Source organism: Streptomyces sp. NPDC003034 (assembly GCF_053591375.1).
In genome coordinates, this window is sequence record NZ_JBSFTS010000027.1 from 59,735 (window position 1) to 78,891 (window position 19,157).

The 19,157-nt window shown below is 73.2% G+C and carries 14 protein-coding genes; 4 read left to right on the forward strand and 10 right to left on the reverse strand.

The annotated features are described in order from the left end of the window. Window positions 1-119: 119 nt before the first annotated feature. From rsmA to rsmI, 5 genes are all read right to left on the reverse strand, one after another. Window positions 120-1,031: a 16S rRNA (adenine(1518)-N(6)/adenine(1519)-N(6))-dimethyltransferase RsmA gene (gene rsmA / locus ACWDX7_RS23815; RefSeq protein WP_451490924.1), complete on the reverse strand. Its 912-nt coding sequence runs from the start codon at window positions 1,029-1,031 to the stop codon at window positions 120-122. After that, window positions 1,028-2,269 carry a ubiquitin-like domain-containing protein gene (locus ACWDX7_RS23820; protein WP_451491053.1) on the reverse strand — a complete coding sequence of 414 codons (1,242 nt, stop codon included), beginning with the start codon at window positions 2,267-2,269 and terminating at the stop codon, window positions 1,028-1,030. The genes rsmA and ACWDX7_RS23820 overlap by 4 nt, the downstream gene beginning before the upstream one ends. Window positions 2,270-2,825: 556 nt before the next feature. After that, entirely contained in the window at window positions 2,826-3,755 is a 930-nt protein-coding gene (locus ACWDX7_RS23825; protein WP_451490925.1) for a TatD family hydrolase, read from the reverse strand. 10 nt (window positions 3,756-3,765) lie between these two features. Beyond that, entirely contained in the window at window positions 3,766-4,302 is a 537-nt protein-coding gene (locus tag ACWDX7_RS23830; protein ID WP_451490926.1) for a hypothetical protein, read from the reverse strand. Between the two features lie 159 nt (window positions 4,303-4,461). After that, complete coding sequence (gene rsmI / locus ACWDX7_RS23835) at window positions 4,462-5,370, reverse strand: 16S rRNA (cytidine(1402)-2'-O)-methyltransferase (RefSeq protein ID WP_451490927.1); 909 nt, start codon at window positions 5,368-5,370, stop codon at window positions 4,462-4,464. Between the two features lie 79 nt (window positions 5,371-5,449). Here rsmI and ACWDX7_RS23840 point away from each other — a divergent pair, with 79 nt between their 5' ends. Both ACWDX7_RS23840 and ACWDX7_RS23845 read left to right on the forward strand, forming a co-directional pair. Further along, window positions 5,450-7,219 (forward strand): dolichyl-phosphate-mannose--protein mannosyltransferase, encoded by a 1,770-nt coding sequence (locus ACWDX7_RS23840; protein ID WP_451490928.1) that lies wholly within the window; start codon window positions 5,450-5,452, stop codon window positions 7,217-7,219. Window positions 7,220-7,346: 127 nt separating this feature from the next. Further along, window positions 7,347-8,987, forward strand: a complete 1,641-nt coding sequence (locus ACWDX7_RS23845; RefSeq protein ID WP_451490929.1) for a penicillin-binding transpeptidase domain-containing protein — start codon at window positions 7,347-7,349, stop codon at window positions 8,985-8,987. 163 nt (window positions 8,988-9,150) lie between these two features. On the opposite strand, the gene ACWDX7_RS23850 is transcribed toward ACWDX7_RS23845, so the two are convergent. Genes ACWDX7_RS23850 through ACWDX7_RS23860 form a run of 3 tightly spaced genes read right to left on the reverse strand, consistent with a single transcriptional unit; the run spans window position 9,151 to window position 11,844 of the window. Next, complete coding sequence (locus tag ACWDX7_RS23850) at window positions 9,151-9,954, reverse strand: energy-coupling factor ABC transporter ATP-binding protein (protein ID WP_451490930.1); 804 nt, start codon at window positions 9,952-9,954, stop codon at window positions 9,151-9,153. Further along, on the reverse strand, window positions 9,951-10,748 hold the full coding sequence (gene cbiQ, locus ACWDX7_RS23855; RefSeq protein ID WP_451490931.1) for a cobalt ECF transporter T component CbiQ: 798 nt from the start codon (window positions 10,746-10,748) through the stop codon (window positions 9,951-9,953). The genes ACWDX7_RS23850 and cbiQ overlap by 4 nt, the downstream gene beginning before the upstream one ends. 1 nt (window position 10,749) lies before the next feature. Then, window positions 10,750-11,844 carry an energy-coupling factor ABC transporter permease gene (locus ACWDX7_RS23860; protein ID WP_451490932.1) on the reverse strand — a complete coding sequence of 365 codons (1,095 nt, stop codon included), beginning with the start codon at window positions 11,842-11,844 and terminating at the stop codon, window positions 10,750-10,752. Between the two features lie 169 nt (window positions 11,845-12,013). Between ACWDX7_RS23860 and ACWDX7_RS23865 the strand changes: the two genes are divergently transcribed. Beyond that, window positions 12,014-12,403 carry an SsgA family sporulation/cell division regulator gene (locus tag ACWDX7_RS23865; RefSeq protein WP_451490933.1) on the forward strand — a complete coding sequence of 130 codons (390 nt, stop codon included), beginning with the start codon at window positions 12,014-12,016 and terminating at the stop codon, window positions 12,401-12,403. 138 nt (window positions 12,404-12,541) lie between these two features. On the opposite strand, the gene ACWDX7_RS23870 is transcribed toward ACWDX7_RS23865, so the two are convergent. Further along, complete coding sequence (locus ACWDX7_RS23870; RefSeq protein ID WP_451490934.1) at window positions 12,542-14,803, reverse strand: MMPL family transporter; 2,262 nt, start codon at window positions 14,801-14,803, stop codon at window positions 12,542-12,544. Window positions 14,804-14,935: 132 nt separating this feature from the next. Beyond that, window positions 14,936-15,535 carry a TetR/AcrR family transcriptional regulator gene (locus ACWDX7_RS23875; RefSeq protein ID WP_451490935.1) on the reverse strand — a complete coding sequence of 200 codons (600 nt, stop codon included), beginning with the start codon at window positions 15,533-15,535 and terminating at the stop codon, window positions 14,936-14,938. A gap of 152 nt (window positions 15,536-15,687) precedes the next feature. On the opposite strand from ACWDX7_RS23875, the gene ACWDX7_RS23880 reads away from it, so the two are divergent. Then, window positions 15,688-19,059: a S41 family peptidase gene (locus ACWDX7_RS23880; protein ID WP_451490936.1), complete on the forward strand. Its 3,372-nt coding sequence runs from the start codon at window positions 15,688-15,690 to the stop codon at window positions 19,057-19,059. Window positions 19,060-19,157 lie beyond the last annotated feature (98 nt).

A 19,157-nucleotide genomic window follows, 5' to 3' on the forward strand; every position in this document is an offset into this window, starting at 1 on the left:
CATGCTGGCGCCAGGGGTCCCACTGGTCCCACTGTCCCCGATCGCCCCGGTCGCCCCGCTTGCCCTGCTCGTCACGCTCGCCCCGCTCGCCCCGCTCGCCCCGCTCGTACCGCCCCGGTTCACAGCGCGGGCCTCGCCGCCGCCGGCTTGTGCTCGGCGATCGCCGCGAACTCCTCCACCGTCAGGGACTCACCGCGCGCCTGCGGCGAGACGCCCGCCGCGACGAGCGCCGCCTCGGCGCCCGCGGCCGAACCGGCCCAGCCCGCCAGCGCCGCGCGCAGGGTCTTGCGGCGCTGCGCGAAGGCCGCGTCCACGACCGCGAAGACCTCCGCCTTGGAGGCGCTGGTGCTGACCGGCCGCTCGCGCCGCACGAGCGAGACGAGCCCGGAGTCGACGTTCGGCGCGGGCCAGAAGACCTTGCGGCCGATGGATCCGGCCCGCTTCACGTCCGCGTACCAGTTGGCCTTGACCGAGGGGACCCCGTACACCTTGTTGCCGGGCTTGGCTGCGAGCCGGTCGGCGACCTCCGCCTGCACCATCACCAGCGTCCGCTCGATGGTCGGGAAGCGGTCGAGCATGGTGAGCAGGACGGGCACGGCCACGTTGTACGGCAGGTTCGCGACGAGCGCGGTCGGCGGCGGACCGGGCAGTTCCGTCACCAGCATCGCGTCGGAGTGGACCAGCGCGAAGCGGTCCTTCTTCTGCGGCATCCGGGCCTCGATGGTGGCGGGCAGCGCCGCCGCCAGGACGTCGTCGATCTCGACGGCGGTCACCCGGTCCGCGGCCTCCAGCAGCGCGAGGGTCAGCGAGCCCAGGCCCGGCCCGACCTCGACGACCACGTCGTCGGCCCGCACCTCGGCGGTGCGCACGATCCGGCGGACCGTATTGGCGTCGATGACGAAGTTCTGGCCCTTCTGCTTCGTCGGCCGTACGCCGAGTACGGCCGCCAGCTCCCGGATGTCGGCCGGGCCCAGGAGGGCGTCGGGGGTGCCGGAGGAGGGGTTTTCGGGCTGCTGCTCTGCGGTGCTCACCGGTAAAGCCTACGGCCGCAGTGCGGCCACGGACTCGCCCCCCGCTGCACGTAGAGCTTCTTCGCCCGGTACGTCTGCTCCGCGCCGGAGGCGTCCTGCGGGCGCCCGCTCCCTCCGAGCCCCTGCCAGGTGCGGACGTCGAACTGGTACAGCCCGCCGTACGTCCCCGACGGGTCGGTGGCCGAGGCCCGCCCGCCGGACTCGCACTGGGCGAGTGCGCCCCAGTCGAGGCCGTCCGCTCCGGCGACGGACGTGGGCAGCGGTTTCGTGCCGACCTTGACGAGCTGGGTGACCGGCTCGCGCACGACCTCCTCCGCGACGCGGCGGGGCTTTTGCCGGACGCCGTTGACCGTGCGCAGGGCGTACGTGACCCTGCGCGCCCCGGGCCGGCCGGCCCGCTCCACGACTTCGGTCCCGGCGAACAGGCCGTCGTCCTCGACCCGCTCGGTCGCGTACGGGATGCGCTCCTCGCGGACCTCGCGGGTGCCGGTGATGCGCAGCACGGTCACGGTCTGGCCGTCGCGCGGGAAGGAGCCGGGCGGCACGGAGGTGGTGTCCTGGCCGCGCAGGCTGATGCCGGCCTGGTCGAGGGCCTCCTGCACGGTGGCGGCGTTGGTGCGGATGGTGCGTTCGCTGCCGTCGGCCATGAAGGTCACGCTGCGCTCGGTGCGGACGCCGAGGGTCAGGCCGGAGCGGGGAACGAGGGCGGTGCGGGGGGCGGAGAGGAAGGCGCCCTCGGCCCGGATGCCGAACTGCCGCAGGGCTCCCTCGACGGTGCGGGCAGTGGTCCACACCCGGCGCCGCTGTCCGTCGAGGGTCAGGAGCAGCGGACGGCCGTAGCGGACGACGACCTCCTCGCCGTCGTCGAGGCGCTCGCCGGGGCCGGGGGCCACGAGGTCGTGCGGTCCGATGCCGACGCCTTCGGCGACGAGCAGCTCGTCCACCCCGTCGGCGAAGGTGTGGAGGGTCCTGGGCACGCCGTCCACGGTGAGGTGTACCGATTTGTCGGCGGCGACGAACGCGGTCGTACCCCCGGCGAGGAAGGCGACGACCAGGGCCTGCGGGATGATCCGCCGCCAGGTCCCGGCGGCCGACGACCCCGCGGGCGCGGCCCCGGCCCGGCGCCGTCTGCCCGGTCCGGGCAGTGGGGGCGGGGGCGGGGGCGGGAGCGGGGGCGGGGGGTCGTCGGCCGCCGGGACGCCGCTCCGGCGCCGTCCGGGTGCGGCGGGGGCGAGCACTGTGCCGGACTCCGCGGGTTCGGCCGCCGCCTTGCGCCGCCGTCCCGAGCCCGTTCCCGCGGGGGCCGGCAGCCCGTGCGGCTCGTCCGCCCGCGGGCCGGCGGCCCGTCGGCGGCCCGATCCGCCACCGTCCGGCACGGGCCCGGCCCCGGTCGTGGCCGAGGCCTCCGGCCGCCAGGTCTCGGCCGCCGCGCCCCGGCGGCGCCCGGAGCCGCCGCCGGGCAGGGCCTCCGCGGCCGGCGAGGTGAAGGGCGCCGGGCCGGGGGCCGCGTCCGGCGTCCTGCGGCGGCGGCCCGTGCGCCGCTCCCCGCCGCGCGGGCCCGGGAACCCGGGCTCGGCACCGGCCGGCCGGGGGCCGGCGGTACCGGGCTCGTCCTCGTACGCCCCGCGGACGGGACCGCCACGGCGGTGACTGCCCTGCGTATCGCTCACGACGCTCGCTCCACTGGTCCGGCCCCTGCTGGTTCGGGCACGGCACCCTAGCGGAGTCACCGTCACTCATGAAAGTCGGCCGACTACGCTACGTGTCACAAGGCGTGGCGTCTCAGCGGTGGCCTCAGTAGCCGAAGGCGCGCGCGGTGTTGGCGGCCAGCGCCGTGGCCATCGCATCCTCGTCCAGGTCCCGGACGGCGGCCATCGCGCGCACCGTCAGCGGAATGAGGTACGGCGCGTTCGGCCGGCCGCGGTAGGGCGCCGGGGTCAGGAACGGCGCGTCGGTCTCGACCAGTACGAGGTCCAGCGGGGCCACGGCCAGCGCCTCCCGCAGCGGGCGGGCGTTCTTGAAGGTGACCGTCCCGGCGAAGGACATGTAGTAGCCGGCGGCGGCGCACTCGCGCGCCATGTCGGCGTCCCCGGAGTAGCAGTGGAAGACGGTCCGCTCGGGAGCGCCCTCCTCGCGCAGCACGCGCAGCACGTCCGCGTGGGCGTCGCGGTCGTGGATGACGAGGGCCTTGCCGTGTCGCTTGGCGATCTCGATGTGAGCGCGGAAGGAACGCTCCTGCGCGGCCATTCCCTCCGGACCGGTGCGGAAGTGGTCGAGCCCGGTCTCGCCGACCGCCTTGACGTGGTCCAGCGCGGCGAGCGCCTCGATCTCGGCGAGCGCGTCGTCCAGCGCGGAGTCACCGCCGCCCGCCCGCCCCTCGTGCCACGGCCGGCCCGCGGCGTCCCCCGGCGGCTGGGAGGGGTCCCTCAGGACGCCGTGCACGATCCGGGGGGCTTCGTTCGGGTGAAGGGCGACGGCCGCGTGGACGTTCTCGTACGCGGCGGCGGTCTCGGCGGCCCACCGGGAGCCCTTCACGTCGCAGCCCACCTGGACGACGGTGGTCACACCCACCGAGGCCGCCTTCGCGAGGCCCTCCTCGACGGTGCCGGACTGCATGTCCAGGTGGGTGTGGGAATCCGCCACCGCCACCCGGAGGGGTTCGGGCAGCGGCGGCGGCGCGTCCTTGGAGACGGAGTTCGGGGAGGGGGCGGTACTGGGGCTCATACGGCCGATCTTATGACCGGCGCAGCCACCCCAGCAGGCGGGACAGCGGACCGCCGCGCTCCCGCTCCTCGGTCACGTGGACGGGCCCGGGCGCGTCGTGCGCCACGGCCCCCGGCGCACCGGTCGCGAGGCTCCGCTCGTGCCGGCCGCCCCGGGACCGGGGCTCGCGCGCGTGGCCCGTGCCGGTGGCGGGCACGGGTCCCGCGATGCCGGGGGCGATGCCCGGGTGGTGGAAGAGCTCGTCGAGCATGCCCACGACCGAGGAGACCTGCCCCGCCCGCATGATCCGTACGACGTGTCCGCCGCAGTTCAGGCAGGTCGGGTTCGCCAGCGGGGAGCGCACCCGCTCCCCCTCCACCTTGTACATGATGAAGGGCTCGCCCTTGCCGTCGACGTGGTGCTCTATCTCGTAGGCCTGCTCCCAGCCGTAGCCGCACCTCATGCAGGCGAAGGAGTAGGCCTCGTGCACGGTGTGCACGTCGGAGGGGGGAGCAGCGGGCACAGGGGCGGCGGGTACAGGTGCCGAGGTGTCTGCGATCTCACTCATGCGAGCTCCTTCTGTTCCACTGGTGCCATGCCAGTGGACGCCTCTTCGGGCGGGAGCGCATCAGGCCCTGTCTCCTGTTGGACGGTCCTTGGGCGAATCATGCCCAAAGCGCCCGGTGCGCGGTCTGAGCTTTGCTTTTCAGGTTAGCTCTTTACCGGCTCACGTCACCTTTTGTGCCGCGTTCTTTGCCGCGACGACCGCGTCGAAGACCTCCCGCTTGGGTACCCCCGCCTCGGCCGCGACCGCCGCGATGGCCTCCTTGCGCCGCTCCCCCGCCTCCTCGCGCACCCGCACCCTGCGCACCAGCTCCTCGGCGTCCACATCGCCGGGTCCGGCCGCCGGTGCGCCCTCCACCACCACGGTGATCTCCCCGCGCACGCCTTCGGCGGCCCACGCCGCCAGCTCTCCGAGGCCGCCGCGCTTGACCTCCTCGTACGTCTTCGTCAGCTCGCGGCAGACCGCGGCCCGCCGCTCGGCGCCGAAGACCTCGGCCATCGCGGCCAGCGTGTCGTCGAGCCGGTGCGGGGCCTCGAAGTAGACCAGCGTGCGCCGCTCGCCCTCGACCTCCCGCAGCCGGCCGAGGCGCTCGCCCGCCTTGCGCGGCAGGAAGCCCTCGAAGCAGAACCGGTCCACGGGAAGCCCGGACAGCGCCAGCGCGGTGAGCACCGCGGACGGTCCGGGCACGGCGGTGACCTTGATGTCCTTCTCCACGGCGGCGGCGACCAGGCGGTAGCCGGGGTCCGAGACCGAGGGCATGCCGGCGTCCGTCACCAGCAGCACGCGCGCCCCGCCGAGGAGGGCCTCGACCAGCTCCGGCGTGCGCGCCGACTCGTTGCCCTCGAAGTACGACAGGACCCGGCCGGTGGTGTGCACGCCCAGCCCCTGGGTCAGCCGGCGCAGCCGCCGGGTGTCCTCGGCGGCCACCACGTCGGCCCGCTCCAGTTCGGCGGCGAGCCGGGGCGGTGCGTCCGCGAGATCGCCGATGGGGGTGCCGGCGAGGACGAGCACGCCCGCCCCTTCGGCGGGCTGGTGGACGGGTTCGGTACCGCGGGGCTGGTCAGTTGTCACCGGGCCATCCTCTCAGCCTCGCAGCCCGGCGCACCCGGCTACCGCCGCCGCGCACAGACACGTTCCCTACGATGACCCGGTGACCAGTACCGCGACGCCGCCGCCCAGCCCCGCGGGGGCCCCGCCCGTCCCGCCCGCGGGACGCGCACAAGAGCCGCCCACCTGGCTGCGCCGCCTGCGCGGCCACGGCTACGCGCCGCCCGCCTCCGGGCCGGCGGGCGGCGGTGTGCGCACCCGCCTGGTGCCCCCGTACGCCCGCCCGTCCGCGCAGCTGTGGACGGCCCTCGGCGTGCCCGCCCCGGCGGTGGAGACCTGGACGCGCGTCCTGGCGTGGGCGGGACCGCTGCTGGTCGCGGTGGTCGCGGGGGTGCTGCGCTTCGTGCACCTGGGCAGCCCGAAGGCGGTGATATTCGACGAGACGTACTACGCGAAGGACGCCTGGGCCACGATCCGGCAGGGCTACGAGGCGAGCTGGCCCAAGGACATCGACAAGTCGATCCTCGCCAACCCGGACGGGATCTCCCTCCCCGTGGATCCGGGCTACGTGGTCCACCCGCCCGTCGGCAAGTGGGTGATCGGCCTCGGCGAGTGGATGTTCGGCTTCACGCCCTTCGGCTGGCGGTTCATGACCGCCGTGCTCGGCACCCTCTCGGTGCTGATGCTGTGCCGGATCGGCCGCCGCCTGCTGCGCTCCACCTTCCTCGGCTGCCTGGCCGGCGCCCTGCTGGCGGTGGACGGCCTGCACCTGGTGATGAGCCGCACCGCGCTGCTCGACCTGGTGCTGATGTTCTTCGTACTCGCCGCCTTCGGGGCGCTGCTCATCGACCGGGACCGGACGCGGGCCCGGCTCGCGGCCGCGCTCCCGGTGGACGCCGAGGGCCGGACCCGGCCCGACGCGGTGATCGCCGGGAGACTGCGGCTGGGGTGGCGCCCGTACCGGATCCTGGCCGGCGTCTGCCTCGGGCTGGCCGCGGGCACGAAGTGGAACGGCTTCGTGGTGCTGGCCTTCTTCGGCGTCCTGACCGTGCTGTGGGACGCCGCCGCGCGCCGTACCGCGGGCGCGGGGGCCCCGTACTCCTCGATGCTGCGCCGTGACGCGCTGCCGGCCTTCGTCTCCACGGTCCCCGTCGCGGTCGCGACGTACGTCGCCTCGTGGGCGGGCTGGATCCTGAGCCCCGACAACGGCAAGGGCGGCTACCTGCGCGACTGGGCCGCCAAGCACGACCAGGGCAGCGCGCTGTCCTTCCTGCCGGAGTGGGTGCGCAGCCTGTGGCACTACGAGACCGAGGTCTACAAGTTCCACGTCGGCCTGACCTCGGGGCACACCTACGAGTCGAACCCGTGGAGCTGGCTGGTCCTGGGCCGCCCCGTCTCCTTCTTCTACGAGTCCCCCGAACCGGGCACGGCCGGCTGCCCGGCGACCGAAGCGGGCAAGTGCGCCCGCGAGGTCCTGGCCCTCGGCACACCGCTGCTGTGGTGGGCGGGCTGCTTCGCCGTGCTGTACGTGCTGTGGCGGTGGTTCTTCCGCCGCGACTGGCGCGCGGGTGCGATCGCGTGCGCGCTGGCGGCCGGTCTGCTGCCCTGGTTCAACTACCAGGAGCGGACGATCTTCTACTTCTACGCGGTGGTCTTCGTCCCGTACCTGTGCCTGGCGGTGGCCATGATGATCGGCGCGCTGCTGGGCCCGGCCGGCTCGACGGAGCGGCGCCGCGCCCTGGGCGCCATCGGGGCGGGGGTGCTGGTCCTGCTGATCGTGTGGAACTTCATCTACTTCTGGCCCATCTACACCGCCCAGACCATCCCGATGGACTCCTGGCGGGCCCGCATGTGGCTGGACACCTGGGTCTGACAGTGCGCGGGCAGCGGATGTTCCGGTCCGGTAACAAGGAGGGAGGCCCGCAGGAGCACCCCGTAAGGTCTGCACCAAGAGTTCTTTGAACATGTTCAGAGAACGTGGCTCCTGGGGAGGGGACCAAGTGAACGGGGCAGCCAAGGGCGCGGTCGTCGGCGGGGTGTTCCTCGCGATGCTCGGCGGGACGGCGTACGGGGTGTACGCGCTGGTCGGGGAGAGCGGCGACGGCGGCGGGAAGGACGCGAAGACCGGCGAGACCTCCGTCCGGCCGGAGCGGGGCAGCGGGCCCGTCACCGAGAAGGAGGCCGCCGCGACCGCCCAGGCCTTCCTGGCCGCATGGGCCGCCGGCGACGAGCGGACGGCCGCCGACCTGACGAACAACACGCAGGCGGCCGCGACCGCCGTGGCGGACTACCGGGCCAAGGCCCACGTGTCCAAGGCCGTGATCACCCCGGGTGCGGCGAACGGCACCACCGTGCCCTTCACGGTCGCGGCCGAGATCACGTACGAGGGCGCCACCAAGCCGCTGGCCTACGCGTCCCAGCTGACCGTGGTGCGCGGGCTGACCAGCGGGAAGCCGCTGGTCGACTGGCAGCCCTCAGTGATCCATCCGGAGCTCCAGCGGGACGAGAAGCTGCGCGCGGGCGCCCCGCCGAGCCCGCCGGTCACGGCGGTGGACCGCAACGGCAAGGAGCTGACGGCCGAGAAGTACCCGTCCCTGCGCCCGGTGCTCGACGCGCTGCGCAAGACGTACGGGCAGAAGGCGGGCGGCACCTCCGGCGCCGAGGTGTGGATCGAGCCGGCGGGCCCGGAGGCGCCCCGGCGGACCCTGGTGACGCTGGTGGAGGGCAAGCCGGGCCGGATCGAGACAGTGCTGGACGCCGATGTGCAGGCCGCGGCGGAGAAGGCGGTGGCCCAGTACGCCGAGGCGTCGGTCGTCGCCGTGCGGCCCAGCACCGGCGACATCCTGGCGGTGGCCAACCACCGCAAGGACGGCTTCAACGCGGCGATGGAGGGCACGCGCGCCCCCGGCTCGACGATGAAGATCGTGACGGCCGCCATGCTGCTGGACAAGGGCCTGGTGGCCGCGGACAAGGTCGCGGCGTGCCCCGCGACGGCCAGCTGGGACGGCAAAGCCTTCCACAACCTGAAGAACTTCAGCCTGGAGGGGCAGACCTTCGCGACGAGCTTCGCCAAGTCCTGCAACACCGCCTTCATCAGCCTGATCGACGATGTGAACGACAACGGCGCACTGCCCCGGGAGGCGCGGGAGGTCTTCGGGATCGGGCTGGACTGGAAGGCGGGCGTCAGCTCCTGGGACGGCTCGGTACCGGAGGCATCGGGGCCGGTGGCGGCCGCCGAGTACATCGGCCAGGGCACCATCCGGATGAACCCGCTGAACATCGCCTCGATCACGGCGACCGCACGAACCGGTGTCTTCCGGCAGCCGGTGATCGTCAAGGCCTCGCTGGACGGGCGGACCCTCGCCTCGGCGCCGCGCGCCATGAAGCCGGGAGTGTCGGCGCAGCTCGTCACGATGATGCGGCAGACGGCGGTCAGCGGCACCGGCAGCGCAGCGATGGCCCAGGTCAAGGGCGCGGACAAGGGCGCGAAGACCGGCTCGGCGGAGGTCGACGGCGCGGGCAGCCCGGACAGCTGGTTCACGGGCTTCAGCGGGGACCTGGCCGCGGCGGCGATGGTCGAGGGCGGCGGCCACGGCGGGGACACGGCGGGCCGGATCGTCGCAGCGGTGCTTTCCTCCTGACGCGCCGCTGCTCCTGAGGCGCCGCTGCTCCTGACGCCCCGCTCGCACGGCTCGGCCCCGGGGGGCCTCCCCGGCTTCGCGCCGCTGCGCCGGACTCCGTCCGGCGGGGGTGGAGGCCGGGCGAGCGGGGTGCCGACCGGTCTGAACGAGCGCGGAGCTGCTCTCAGCCCGAGGACCGCGCCAGCGACGGGGTGCGCGGGTCGAAGCCGAAGGGAAGCTCCAGGCGGTGGGCCCGCATCATTTGCTCGTCGCACAGCAGGTCCCGCGTGGGGCCGTCCGCCGCGATGACGCCCTCGCTGAGGACCACGGCCCGCGGGCACAGCTCCAGCGCGTACGGCAGGTCGTGCGTCACCATCAGCACCGTCACGTCCAGCGACCGCAGGATGTCGGCCAGCTCCCGGCGCGAGGCGGGGTCCAGGTTGGACGAGGGCTCGTCCAGGACCAGGATCTCCGGCCGCATGACCAGTACGGTCGCCAGCGCGACCCGGCGGCGCTGGCCGAAGGACAGGTGGTGCGGCGGCCGGTCGGCGAAGGCAGCCATCCCTACCTGCTCCAGCGCTGCCCGCACCCGCGCCTCCAGCTCCGCCCCGCGCAGGCCGGCCGCGGCCGGGCCGAAGGCCACGTCCTCCCGCACGGTGGGCATGAACAGCTGGTCGTCGGGGTCCTGGAAGACGATCCCGACCCGGCGCCGGATCTCGGCGAAGTTCCGCTTCTCCACCGGCAGCCCGGCCACGGCCACGGAGCCGACGCCGCCGCCGAGGATGCCGTTGAGGTGCAGCACCAGCGTGGTCTTGCCCGCGCCGTTGGGCCCGAGCAGCGCGACCCGCTCGCCGCGGCCGACGGTCAGGTCGACCCCGAAGAGGGCCTGGTGGCCGTCCGGATAGGCGTACGCGAGGCCCGCCACCCGCAGCGAGGGCGGCGACGGGGCGGGTGCGGGAGCGGGAGACGAAGAGGGAGCAGGGGTCACAGCGTCCAGCCCATCAGACAGACGGCGAGCGCCGTCACCGGGAGTGCGGCCGCCCGCGCCCACTGGGCGCGCGTGGCCGCGACGTCGTCGATCACCGGCATCGAGCCGGCGTAGCCGCGGCTGACCATCGCGAGGTAGACCCGCTCGCCGCGCTCGTAGGAGCGGATGAACAGCGCGCCGGCCGTCTTGGCCAGCACCCCCCAGTGCCGGATGCCGGTGGCCTCGAATCCGCGGGAGCGGCGCGCGATCGACATCCGGCGCAGCTCGTCGCTGATGAGATCGCCGTAGCGGATCATGAAGGTCGCGATCTGTACGAGCATGGGCGGCAGTCTCAGCCGTTGCAGGCCCAGCAGCAGCGCCCGCAGTTCGGTCGTCGAGGCGAGCAGGACGGACGCCGCGACGCCGAGGGTGCCCTTGGCCAGTACGTTCCAGGCACCCCACAGGCCCGACACGCTGAGCGACATGCCGAGGACCTCCACCCGCTCGCCCTGCGCCACGAAGGGCATGAGCACGGCGAAGGCGACGAACGGGATCTCGATGAGCATCCGTCGCAGCAGGAAGCCGGCGGGGACGCGGGCCACGGCCGCGACCGCCGCGAGGAGGACGGCGTACAGGCCGAAGGCCCACATCGCCTCGCGCGGTGTGGACACGACGACCACGACGAAGGCGAAGGCGGCGGCCAGTTTGCAGTGCGGCGGCAGGGTGTGGACCGGCGAGTGCCCGTGCCGGTAGAGCTTGCTCCACTGCGCTGCGCCCGCGCTCACCGCGGTCCCGCGTGCGTGGCCGGCCCCCATGTCAGCCGACCGGTGAGGCAGCGGACGGCGTGGAGGCCGGGCCGGCGTCCTCCGTGCGGCGGCGGCGCACCGTCCAGAAGATCCCGGTGCCCACGGCGACGGTCGCGCCGACGCCGATGACCCCGGCGAGAGCGCCGGACAGGCGGGCGTCTTCCACGTCCTTGACGCCGTAGTCGGCGAGCGGGGAGCCGGCGGCGGCGTGCTCCTCGGCCTTGCGGTCGATGCCCTGGTCGGCGGCGACCTTCTCCAGGCCGTCGGGGCTGGCGGACGCGTAGAAGGAGACGAAACCGGCCAGGACCAGGGCGGTGACCAGTCCCGTCGCCCACACCTTGCGGGTGGAGCCGGCGGCCGCCGCGGGCGCCGGGGCGGCGGCCGGGGCATCGACGAGATCGCCGCCGACGCGGAGCTTGAGCGGCGTGGTCACCCCGCGCGCGCCGTACACGAGGTCGGGCCGTACGGCGATCACGGCGCCCACGGTGGCGGCGGTGATGGCGGCTTCGCCGATGCCGATGAGGGTGTGCACGCCGACCATGGCGGTCAGCACCTTGCCGAGGGGGACGTCGGTGGTGCCCCCGACGGCGTAGACGGCGGTGAAGGCGGCGGCCGCGCCCGGCACCGAGAGCAGGGCCCCGGTGAACGCCGCGACGGTCACGGAGCGGCGGGTGGGCGGCAGGACCTTGAGCAGGCCGCGGAAGACCGCGTAGGCGACGAGCACGGTGACGACGCCCATGATGCTGATGTTCACGCCGAGGGCGGTCAGCCCGCCGTCGGCGAACAGGATCCCCTGCATCAGCAGCACCACGGACACGCACAGCACGCCGGTGTACGGGCCGACGAGTATCGCGGCGAGCGCCCCGCCCAGCAGGTGGCCGCTGGTCCCGGCGGCCACGGGGAAGTTCAGCATCTGCACGGCGAAGATGAAGGCGGCCACGAGTCCGGCCAGCGGGGCGGTGCGTTCCGTCCCCGAGCCGCCGGTCTGGGACAGCCCCGCCAGCTCCCGGCGGGCGCCGCGCAGGCTGATGGCCACCGCCGCGGCGGCCACCACTCCGGCGCCCAGCGAGACGGGTGTGTCGATGAATCCGTCGGGCACATGCATGGAGTGGCTCCGCTTCCTCACACAGTCTTCAGCCGCTCAAGAATGTGCCCAGTTGCAAACGGTTGGCAAGAGCGATCCGGTACCAAATAGAGCCGCGCGCTTTCGTCGGAATGTGCGAGGCTGGACGGACAAACGGACGCATATGTTCCGATTTCGAGGAGTCGTGTCGATGTCAGCGACCGCCGAGAATTCCCCCGCCACCGCGACCGTCGCCGCCGTCGAGGAGCGCGTCAGCGCCCGCGTGATCACCGACGACCCGCTCTACCGGACGATCCCCGTCGCCCTGCGCTTCACCCCCGCCGAGCCCCTGGCCGTACGGATCGTCTTCCCCGCCGACCTGTCCCCCGAGGGCACCGACAACGAGTGGGTCCTCCCCCGCGCCCTCCTGGAGGCGGGCCTCGCGGCCCCGACCGGCAGCGGCGACGTACGCGTCTGGCCCTGCGGCCGGGTGCAGGCCATCGTCGAATTCCACTCCCCCGAGGGCGTCGCGGTCGTCCAGTTCGACATCGCCGCGCTGCGGCGTTTCCTGCGCCGTTCGAACACCTCCGCCACCCGGTAGGAGCAAGCGGGCCCAACGGATCCGGCCCCGCGCCACCCGGTCGTCGGGCGGTGCGGGGCCGGGGCGGCATCCGTACGGAGCAGCGGGAGCGACGCGTACGGGCAGACCGGGTCAAGGGGACCGGGTCAGGCGCACCCGTCAGGCGTCGACCAGTGTGCGCTCCTTGTCCGGGCCCTCCGGGGAGCTTCCCGCGTCCTTGAGGTGGCGGCGCAGGCTCTCGCCCTCCACGTCCACGTTCGGCAGCAGCCGGTCCAGCCAGCGCGGCAGCCACCAGGCCTTGTGCCCGAGCAGCGCGAGCACCGCCGGGACGATGGCCATCCGGACCACGAAGGCGTCGAAGAAGACGGCGACGGCCAGACCGAAGCCGATCATCTTGACCATCTGCTCGCTGGCTCCGATGAAGCCGGCGAAGACCGCGATCATGATGACGGCGGCGGCGACGACCACCCGCGCGCTGTACTGGAAGCCGGTCACGACCGCCTGGCCCGGGCGCTCGCCGTGGACGTACGCCTCCCGCATGCGGGTGACCAGGAAGACCTCGTAGTCCATGGCCAGGCCGAAGACGACACCCACCATGAAGATCGGCATCATCGACATGATCGGGCCGGTCTGCTCCACCCCGAAGAGCGAGGCGAGCCAGCCCCACTGGAAGACGGCGACGACCGCGCCGAGGGCGGCGACGACGGAGAGCAGGAAGCCGAGCGCGGCCTTGAGCGGGACGAGGATGGAGCGGAAGACCAGCATCAGCAGCAGGAAGGCGAGGCCGACCACGAGCGCCAGGTAGGGCAGCAGCGCGTCGTTCATCTTCTGCGAGAAGTCGATGTTCATGGCGGTGGCGCCGGTGACGAGCACGTCGTCCCCGGTGGCCCCGCGGATCTCGTGGACCAGGTCCTCGGTCTGGGCGGAGGACGGGCGGTCCTTCGGGACGACCGTGATGATCCCGGCGTTCCCGGCCTCGTTGAGGAGCGGCGGCGTGACCGCCGCCCAGCCCTCCAGCCCCTTGATCTGGTCGACCGTGCGGTCGGCGAGGGCCTTGTCCCCGTCGACGACCACCATCAGCGGGCCGTTGAAGCCCGGGCCGAAGCCCTCGGAGAGCAGGTCGTACGCCTTGCGCTGGGTCGTGGAGACCGGCTGGGCGCCGTCGTCCGGCAGGCCCATCTCCAGCTTGCCCGCCGGGATCGCGACGGCGGCGAGGCCGATCACACCGACGAGCAGCACCATCACCGGGCGGCGGAGCACGAAGCGGGCCCAGCGGGTGCCGCCGTTGGCCTTCTTCTCGAAGTCGACAGTCGGCTCGCCCGTGCCCGCGCCCGTGCCCGTGTCCTTGCCCTTGCCGCCCTTGCCGCCCTTGCCGCCCTTGCCGAAGAGCTTGCTCTTCGTACCGGCCGGCAGGACCTTCTTGCCCGCGAAGCCGAGGATGGCCGGGACCAGCGTCAGGGCGACGAGCACCGCGATGACGACCGTGCCGGCCGCCGCCACACCCATCTTGGTCAGCATCGGGATGTTCACGACGGCCAGCCCCACGAGGGCGATGACCACGGTCAGACCGGCGAAGACCACGGCGGAGCCGGCGGTTCCGGCGGCCCGGCCCGCGGCTTCCTCGCGCTCCCGGCCCTCGGCCAGCTCCGCGCGGTAGCGGGAGACGATGAAGAGCGCGTAGTCGATGCCGACCGCGAGGCCGATCATCATCGCGAGGGTGGAGGTGGTGGAGCCGAGGTCCAGCACGCTGGCGAGCGCGGTGATGGAGGAGACGCCGATGCCGACGCCGATCAGGGCGGTCAGCAGCGGGAGCCCGGCAGCGATCAGCGAGCCGAAGGTGATCACGAGGACGATCGCGGCGACCAGGATGCCGATGATTTCGCCGGAGCCGGTCTCGGGCGCCGCCATCAGGGCGTCGCCGCCGATCTCGACGGTGAGCCCCTGCTTCTGGGCGGCCGTGCCGGACTCCTTGAGCGCGTCGCGCGTGGCGTCCTTGAGCTCCATGCCGCTGACGTCGTACTTGACGCTGATGTAGGCGGTCGAGCCGTCCTGGCTCACCGCCCGCGCCTGGTACGGGTCTTCGACGGAGGCGACCTGACCGGCGCCGGGGCCCTCCTTCAGACCCGAGATCATCTTCTCGACCTCGGCCTTGGGGGCGGGATCGGTGACCTTGGCGCCCGCCGGCGCCTTGATGACGATACGGGCGGTGGCGCCGTCGGCGGCCATCCCCGGGAAGCGCTGGTCCAGCAGATCGAAGGCCTTCTGGGCCTCCGTGCCGGGTATCGAGAAGGAGCCGGAGGTGGGCGCGGACGCCGAGGCCGCGCCGAAGCCGGCGGCGAACAGCAGCGCCACCCAGAGGAGGGCGACGAGCCGGCGGCGCCGGAAGGCGCCCCTGCCGAGTCGGTAGAGGAAGGTGGCCACGTCGTGGTTCTCCCGTTCAGGTCGTGGGATGGATCCGGGATGGATCAGGGCATGGAGAGCCGGCCCGACGACGAGAGCGGCGTGTCAGGAGCAGCACAGCGGTGAGTGGGGACGGAGGGTGGGCTGGGTGGGTCAGACGCCGAGGGCGGGGAAGACCACGGCGTCGATGAAGTCACCGAGGAAGGCCCGGTCCACCGGGCGGTCCTCGATCAGCGGCAGCGAGATGAACGCTCCGATGAGCATGTGCGGTACGAACTGCACGGCCAAGCAGCCGGGGGCGATCTCGCCCCGGTCCACCGCTCGCCGCAGCATGACCTGCAGTCCGGTGATCTCCGGGTCGACCAGCAGGTCCCGTAGCGCCTTGTGGAGCTCCGGACTCTCGTGGACGGCGTGCGCCAGGCCCCGGATCAGCGCACTGTCCTTGGCCATCTGGGCGTCGTCGGAGTGCTCGACCATGCGCGCGAAGTCCCCGCGCAGGCTGCCCGTGTCGATCTCCCGCAGCGAGACGGGCTGCGTACATCGCAGGGCCCTGGCGACCAGCTCCGGCTTGCTCCCCCACTGGCGGTAGAGGGTGGCCTTGCTGGACTTCGTACGAGCGGCGACCGCGTCCATGGTCAGCGCCTCGTAGCCGACCTCGCGCAGGAGGTCGAGGACCGCCCCGTGCAGTTCGGCTTCCCGCTCGGGCGTGATCCGGCTGCGCCGAGCCGACATCGCCGACATCGCTTCGGGCATCTGGAGCCCCTCCCATCCGAACGAAACCGGTCCGTACGTCCACGACGATACCCCTGCCGCTAGCGAAACGAAACAGTTCCGTTTCGCTTGGTGAGTGGCATGGATCACCCGTACGAGTTGCCAGGCCCCCTCAGCGCGGAAAGCATTGGGGGGTGAGTCACGACGTCGCGTACCTCCGCTTCCCGCACCTGCACGACGACCTGCTGTGCTTCGCCACCGAGGACGACCTCTGGGTCGCCCCGCTGGTCCCCGACGGCCGAACGCCCGGCCGGGCCTGGCGGCTCACCGTCGACCGGACCCGCGTGGGGCACCCGCGCTTCTCCCCCGACGGCCGGCACATCGCCTTCACCACCTGGCGTAGCCTCGACCCCGAGATCCACCTCGCCCCCGTGGACGGCGGCCCGGCCCGCCGGCTCAGCCACTGGGGGTCCACCGACACCCGCGTGTGCGGCTGGACCCCGCCCGACGAGCACGGCCACAGCGACATCCTGGCCGTCTCCTCCCACGGCCAGCCCTTCTCCCACTTCGCCTGGGCCTACAGCCTGCCCACCGACGGCAGCCCCGGCGGGCGCCTGCCCTGGGGGCCCGTCTCCGACATCCAGGTCCACGAGGCCGAAGGCGGCGAGCGGCGCACCCTGCTGCTCACGGGCAAGCCGCCGCACGAGCCAGCCGCCTGGAAGCGCTACCGGGGCGGTGCCACCGGCCGGCTGTGGCTGCACGGCGAGCGGCTGCTGGAGGACTTGGAGGGCCACCTCGACGCCCCCATGTTCGTGAGCGGCCGGATCGCCTTCCTCTCCGATCACGAGGGCATCGGCAATGTGTACTCCTGCCTGCCGGACGGCACCGATCTGCGCCGCCACACCGACCACGAGGAGTTCTACGCCCGGCACGCCTCCAGCGACGGCTCCAGGATCGTCTACCAGTGCGCCGGGGACCTCTGGCTCGTGGAGTCGCTCGAACCGGAGGCCGTCCCGCGCAAGCTCCAGGTCCGGCTGGGCGGCCAGCGCGCGGGCCGCCGCGTCTACCAGGTGCCGGCCGCCAGCCACGTCGACTCCCTGTCCGTCGACACCACCGGGCGCGCCAGCGCGGTCGTGGTGCGCGGCAGCCTGTACTGGCTGACCCACCGCGACGGGCCCGCCCGGGCCATCGCCGACACCCCGGGCGTGCGCGTACGGCTGCCCGAGATGCTCGGCAGCGGCGGAGAGGTCGCCTACGTCACCGACGCCGAGGGCGAGGACGCGATCGAGATCGCGTACCTGCCGCGCGCCTCCGGGGAACGGCAGCCGCGCCGGCTGGCCTCGGGAAAGCTGGGGCGCGTACTGGAACTGCTGTCCGACCCGGAAGGGAACCGGCTGGCCGTCGCCTCCAACGACGGGCGGCTGCTGCTGATCACCGTGTCGGACGACGAGACGGAGGCGGGGACGGAGGCGGGGACGGAGAGCGCCGAGGCCGTGGCCGAGGACACCGCGGAGGCGGGGCAGGCCGGGGCGTCCGGCCGGGCCGGTGAGGTCACCGAGCTGATCCGTTCCGTCAACGGCCCCGTCACCGACCTGGCCTTCTCGCCCGACGGATGCTGGCTGACCTGGTCGCACCCGGGTATCGGACGCTCGCTGCGGCAGATCAAGATGGCCCGGATCTCCGGCTCCGGCGCGCCCCTGGTCGTGGACGTGACGGACGGCCGTTTCGAGGACGAGAACCCGGTCTTCACCCGGGACGGGCGTTACCTGGCCTTCCTGTCGTGGCGGGGCTTCGACCCGGTCTACGACGTGCACACGGGCGATCTGTCCTTCCCGCTGGGCTGCCGCCCGTACCTGGTCCCGCTCTCCTCCGCGACCCCCTCGCCGTTCGCGTTCTCGCCGGACGGCCGGCCCGCGGCGGGCGGTCTCGACCCGGTCGAGGGGGAATCGGAGTCCGGTGACGGCACGGTGACCGTGGAGGTGGCGGGGCTGGAGAGCCGCGTCACGCCCTTCCCCGTGGCGGCGTCGAAGTACTCGGCGCTGTATCCGGTGCACGGCGGCGGGCTGGTGTGGCTGCGCTGGCCGATCTCCGGCGCGCTCGGCGAGACCTTCGCCAACCCGGCCGACACCAGCGGGAAGCCGACGCTGGAGCACTTCGACCTGGTCAAGGCGCGCAAGAGCGAACTGGCCTCGGGACTGGACTGGTTCGCGGTCAGCGGCGACGGCACCCGGCTCGTGGTCAACGACGACGGCGACCTGCGCGCGGTCCCGGCGACCGAGTCGGGCGACAGCGACTCGACCGTCTACCTGGACCTGCGGCGCATCCTGCACGAGGTGGACCCGGCGGCCGAGTGGCGCCAGGCCTTCGAGGAGGCCGGGCGGATCATCCGCGCGTACTTCTGGGACCCTAAGATGAGCGGCATCGACTGGGACGGGGTACTGCGCCAGTACCGTCCGCTGGTCGAACGGGTCGCCTCACCCGACGAGTTCGCCGATCTGCTGCGCGAGGTCCTCGGCGAGCTCGGCACCTCCCACGCGTACGTCTCCCCCGCCCGCCGCAATGAGGGCCCCCCGCACTACCAGCGGGCGATCGGCCTGCTCGGCGCCAATCTCGTCCCGAGGGACGGGACATGGGTGGTCCGCCGGATCCTGCCCGGCGAGTCCTCCGACTCCAAGGCCCGCTCCCCGCTGGCGGGCACCGGCATCCGGGAGGGCGCGGTCCTCACCCATGTGGACGGGCGGCCGGTGGACCCGGTCGCCGGGCCCTACCCGCTGCTCGCGGCCGCGGGCGGTACGACGGTGGAGCTGACCTTCAAACCCGCGGAGGGGCAGGGCCGTTCCCGCCGGGTGGCGATCATGCCGCTGATCGACGAGCGGCCGCTGCGCTACCAGGACTGGGTGTCCAAACGGCGGGCGGTGGTCCGGGAGATCAGCGGCGGCCGCTGCGGTTACCTCCACATCCCCGACATGGGCGGCTCCGGCTGGGCGCAGTTCAACCGCGACCTGCGGATGGAGATGTCCCGGCCCGCGCTGATCGTGGACGTACGCGGCAACGCGGGCGGGCACATCAGCGAGCTGGTGGTGGAGAAGCTCACCCGCTCGATCCTCGGCTGGGACCTGACGCGGAACGCCGATCCGGTGTCGTACGCCTCCAACGCGCCCCGCGGTCCCATCGTGGCGCTGGCCGACGAGGCTACCTCCTCGGACGGTGACATGATCACGGCGGCGTTCAAGCTGCTGGGGCTCGGGCCGGTGGTCGGCCAGCGCACGTGGGGAGGCGTCGTCGGCATGACCGGCCGGCACACCCTCGGCGACGGCACGGTGATCACCGTGCCGATGAACGCGGCCTGGTTCCCGGAGTACGGCTGGTCGGTGGAGAACCACGGCGTGGAGCCGGACCTCCCGCTGCTGCGCACTCCGCTCGACTGGGCGGAGGGCCGCCACGTTCAACTGGCCGACGCCGTCCACCTGGCGCTGGAACTGCTGGAACAGGACCCGGCGCTGCAGCCGCCCGGGTACACCGACGTACCGGACCGCAGCCGTCCGAAGCTGCCGCCCAGGGCGTAGGCATACCGGAAGGGGGGGGGGGGGGGGGGGGCGTAGCTGGTCGGCGCCGGTGACGACCGCGCGGCGCGAGTGGTGTACACGCACGTATTTTTTTGTTG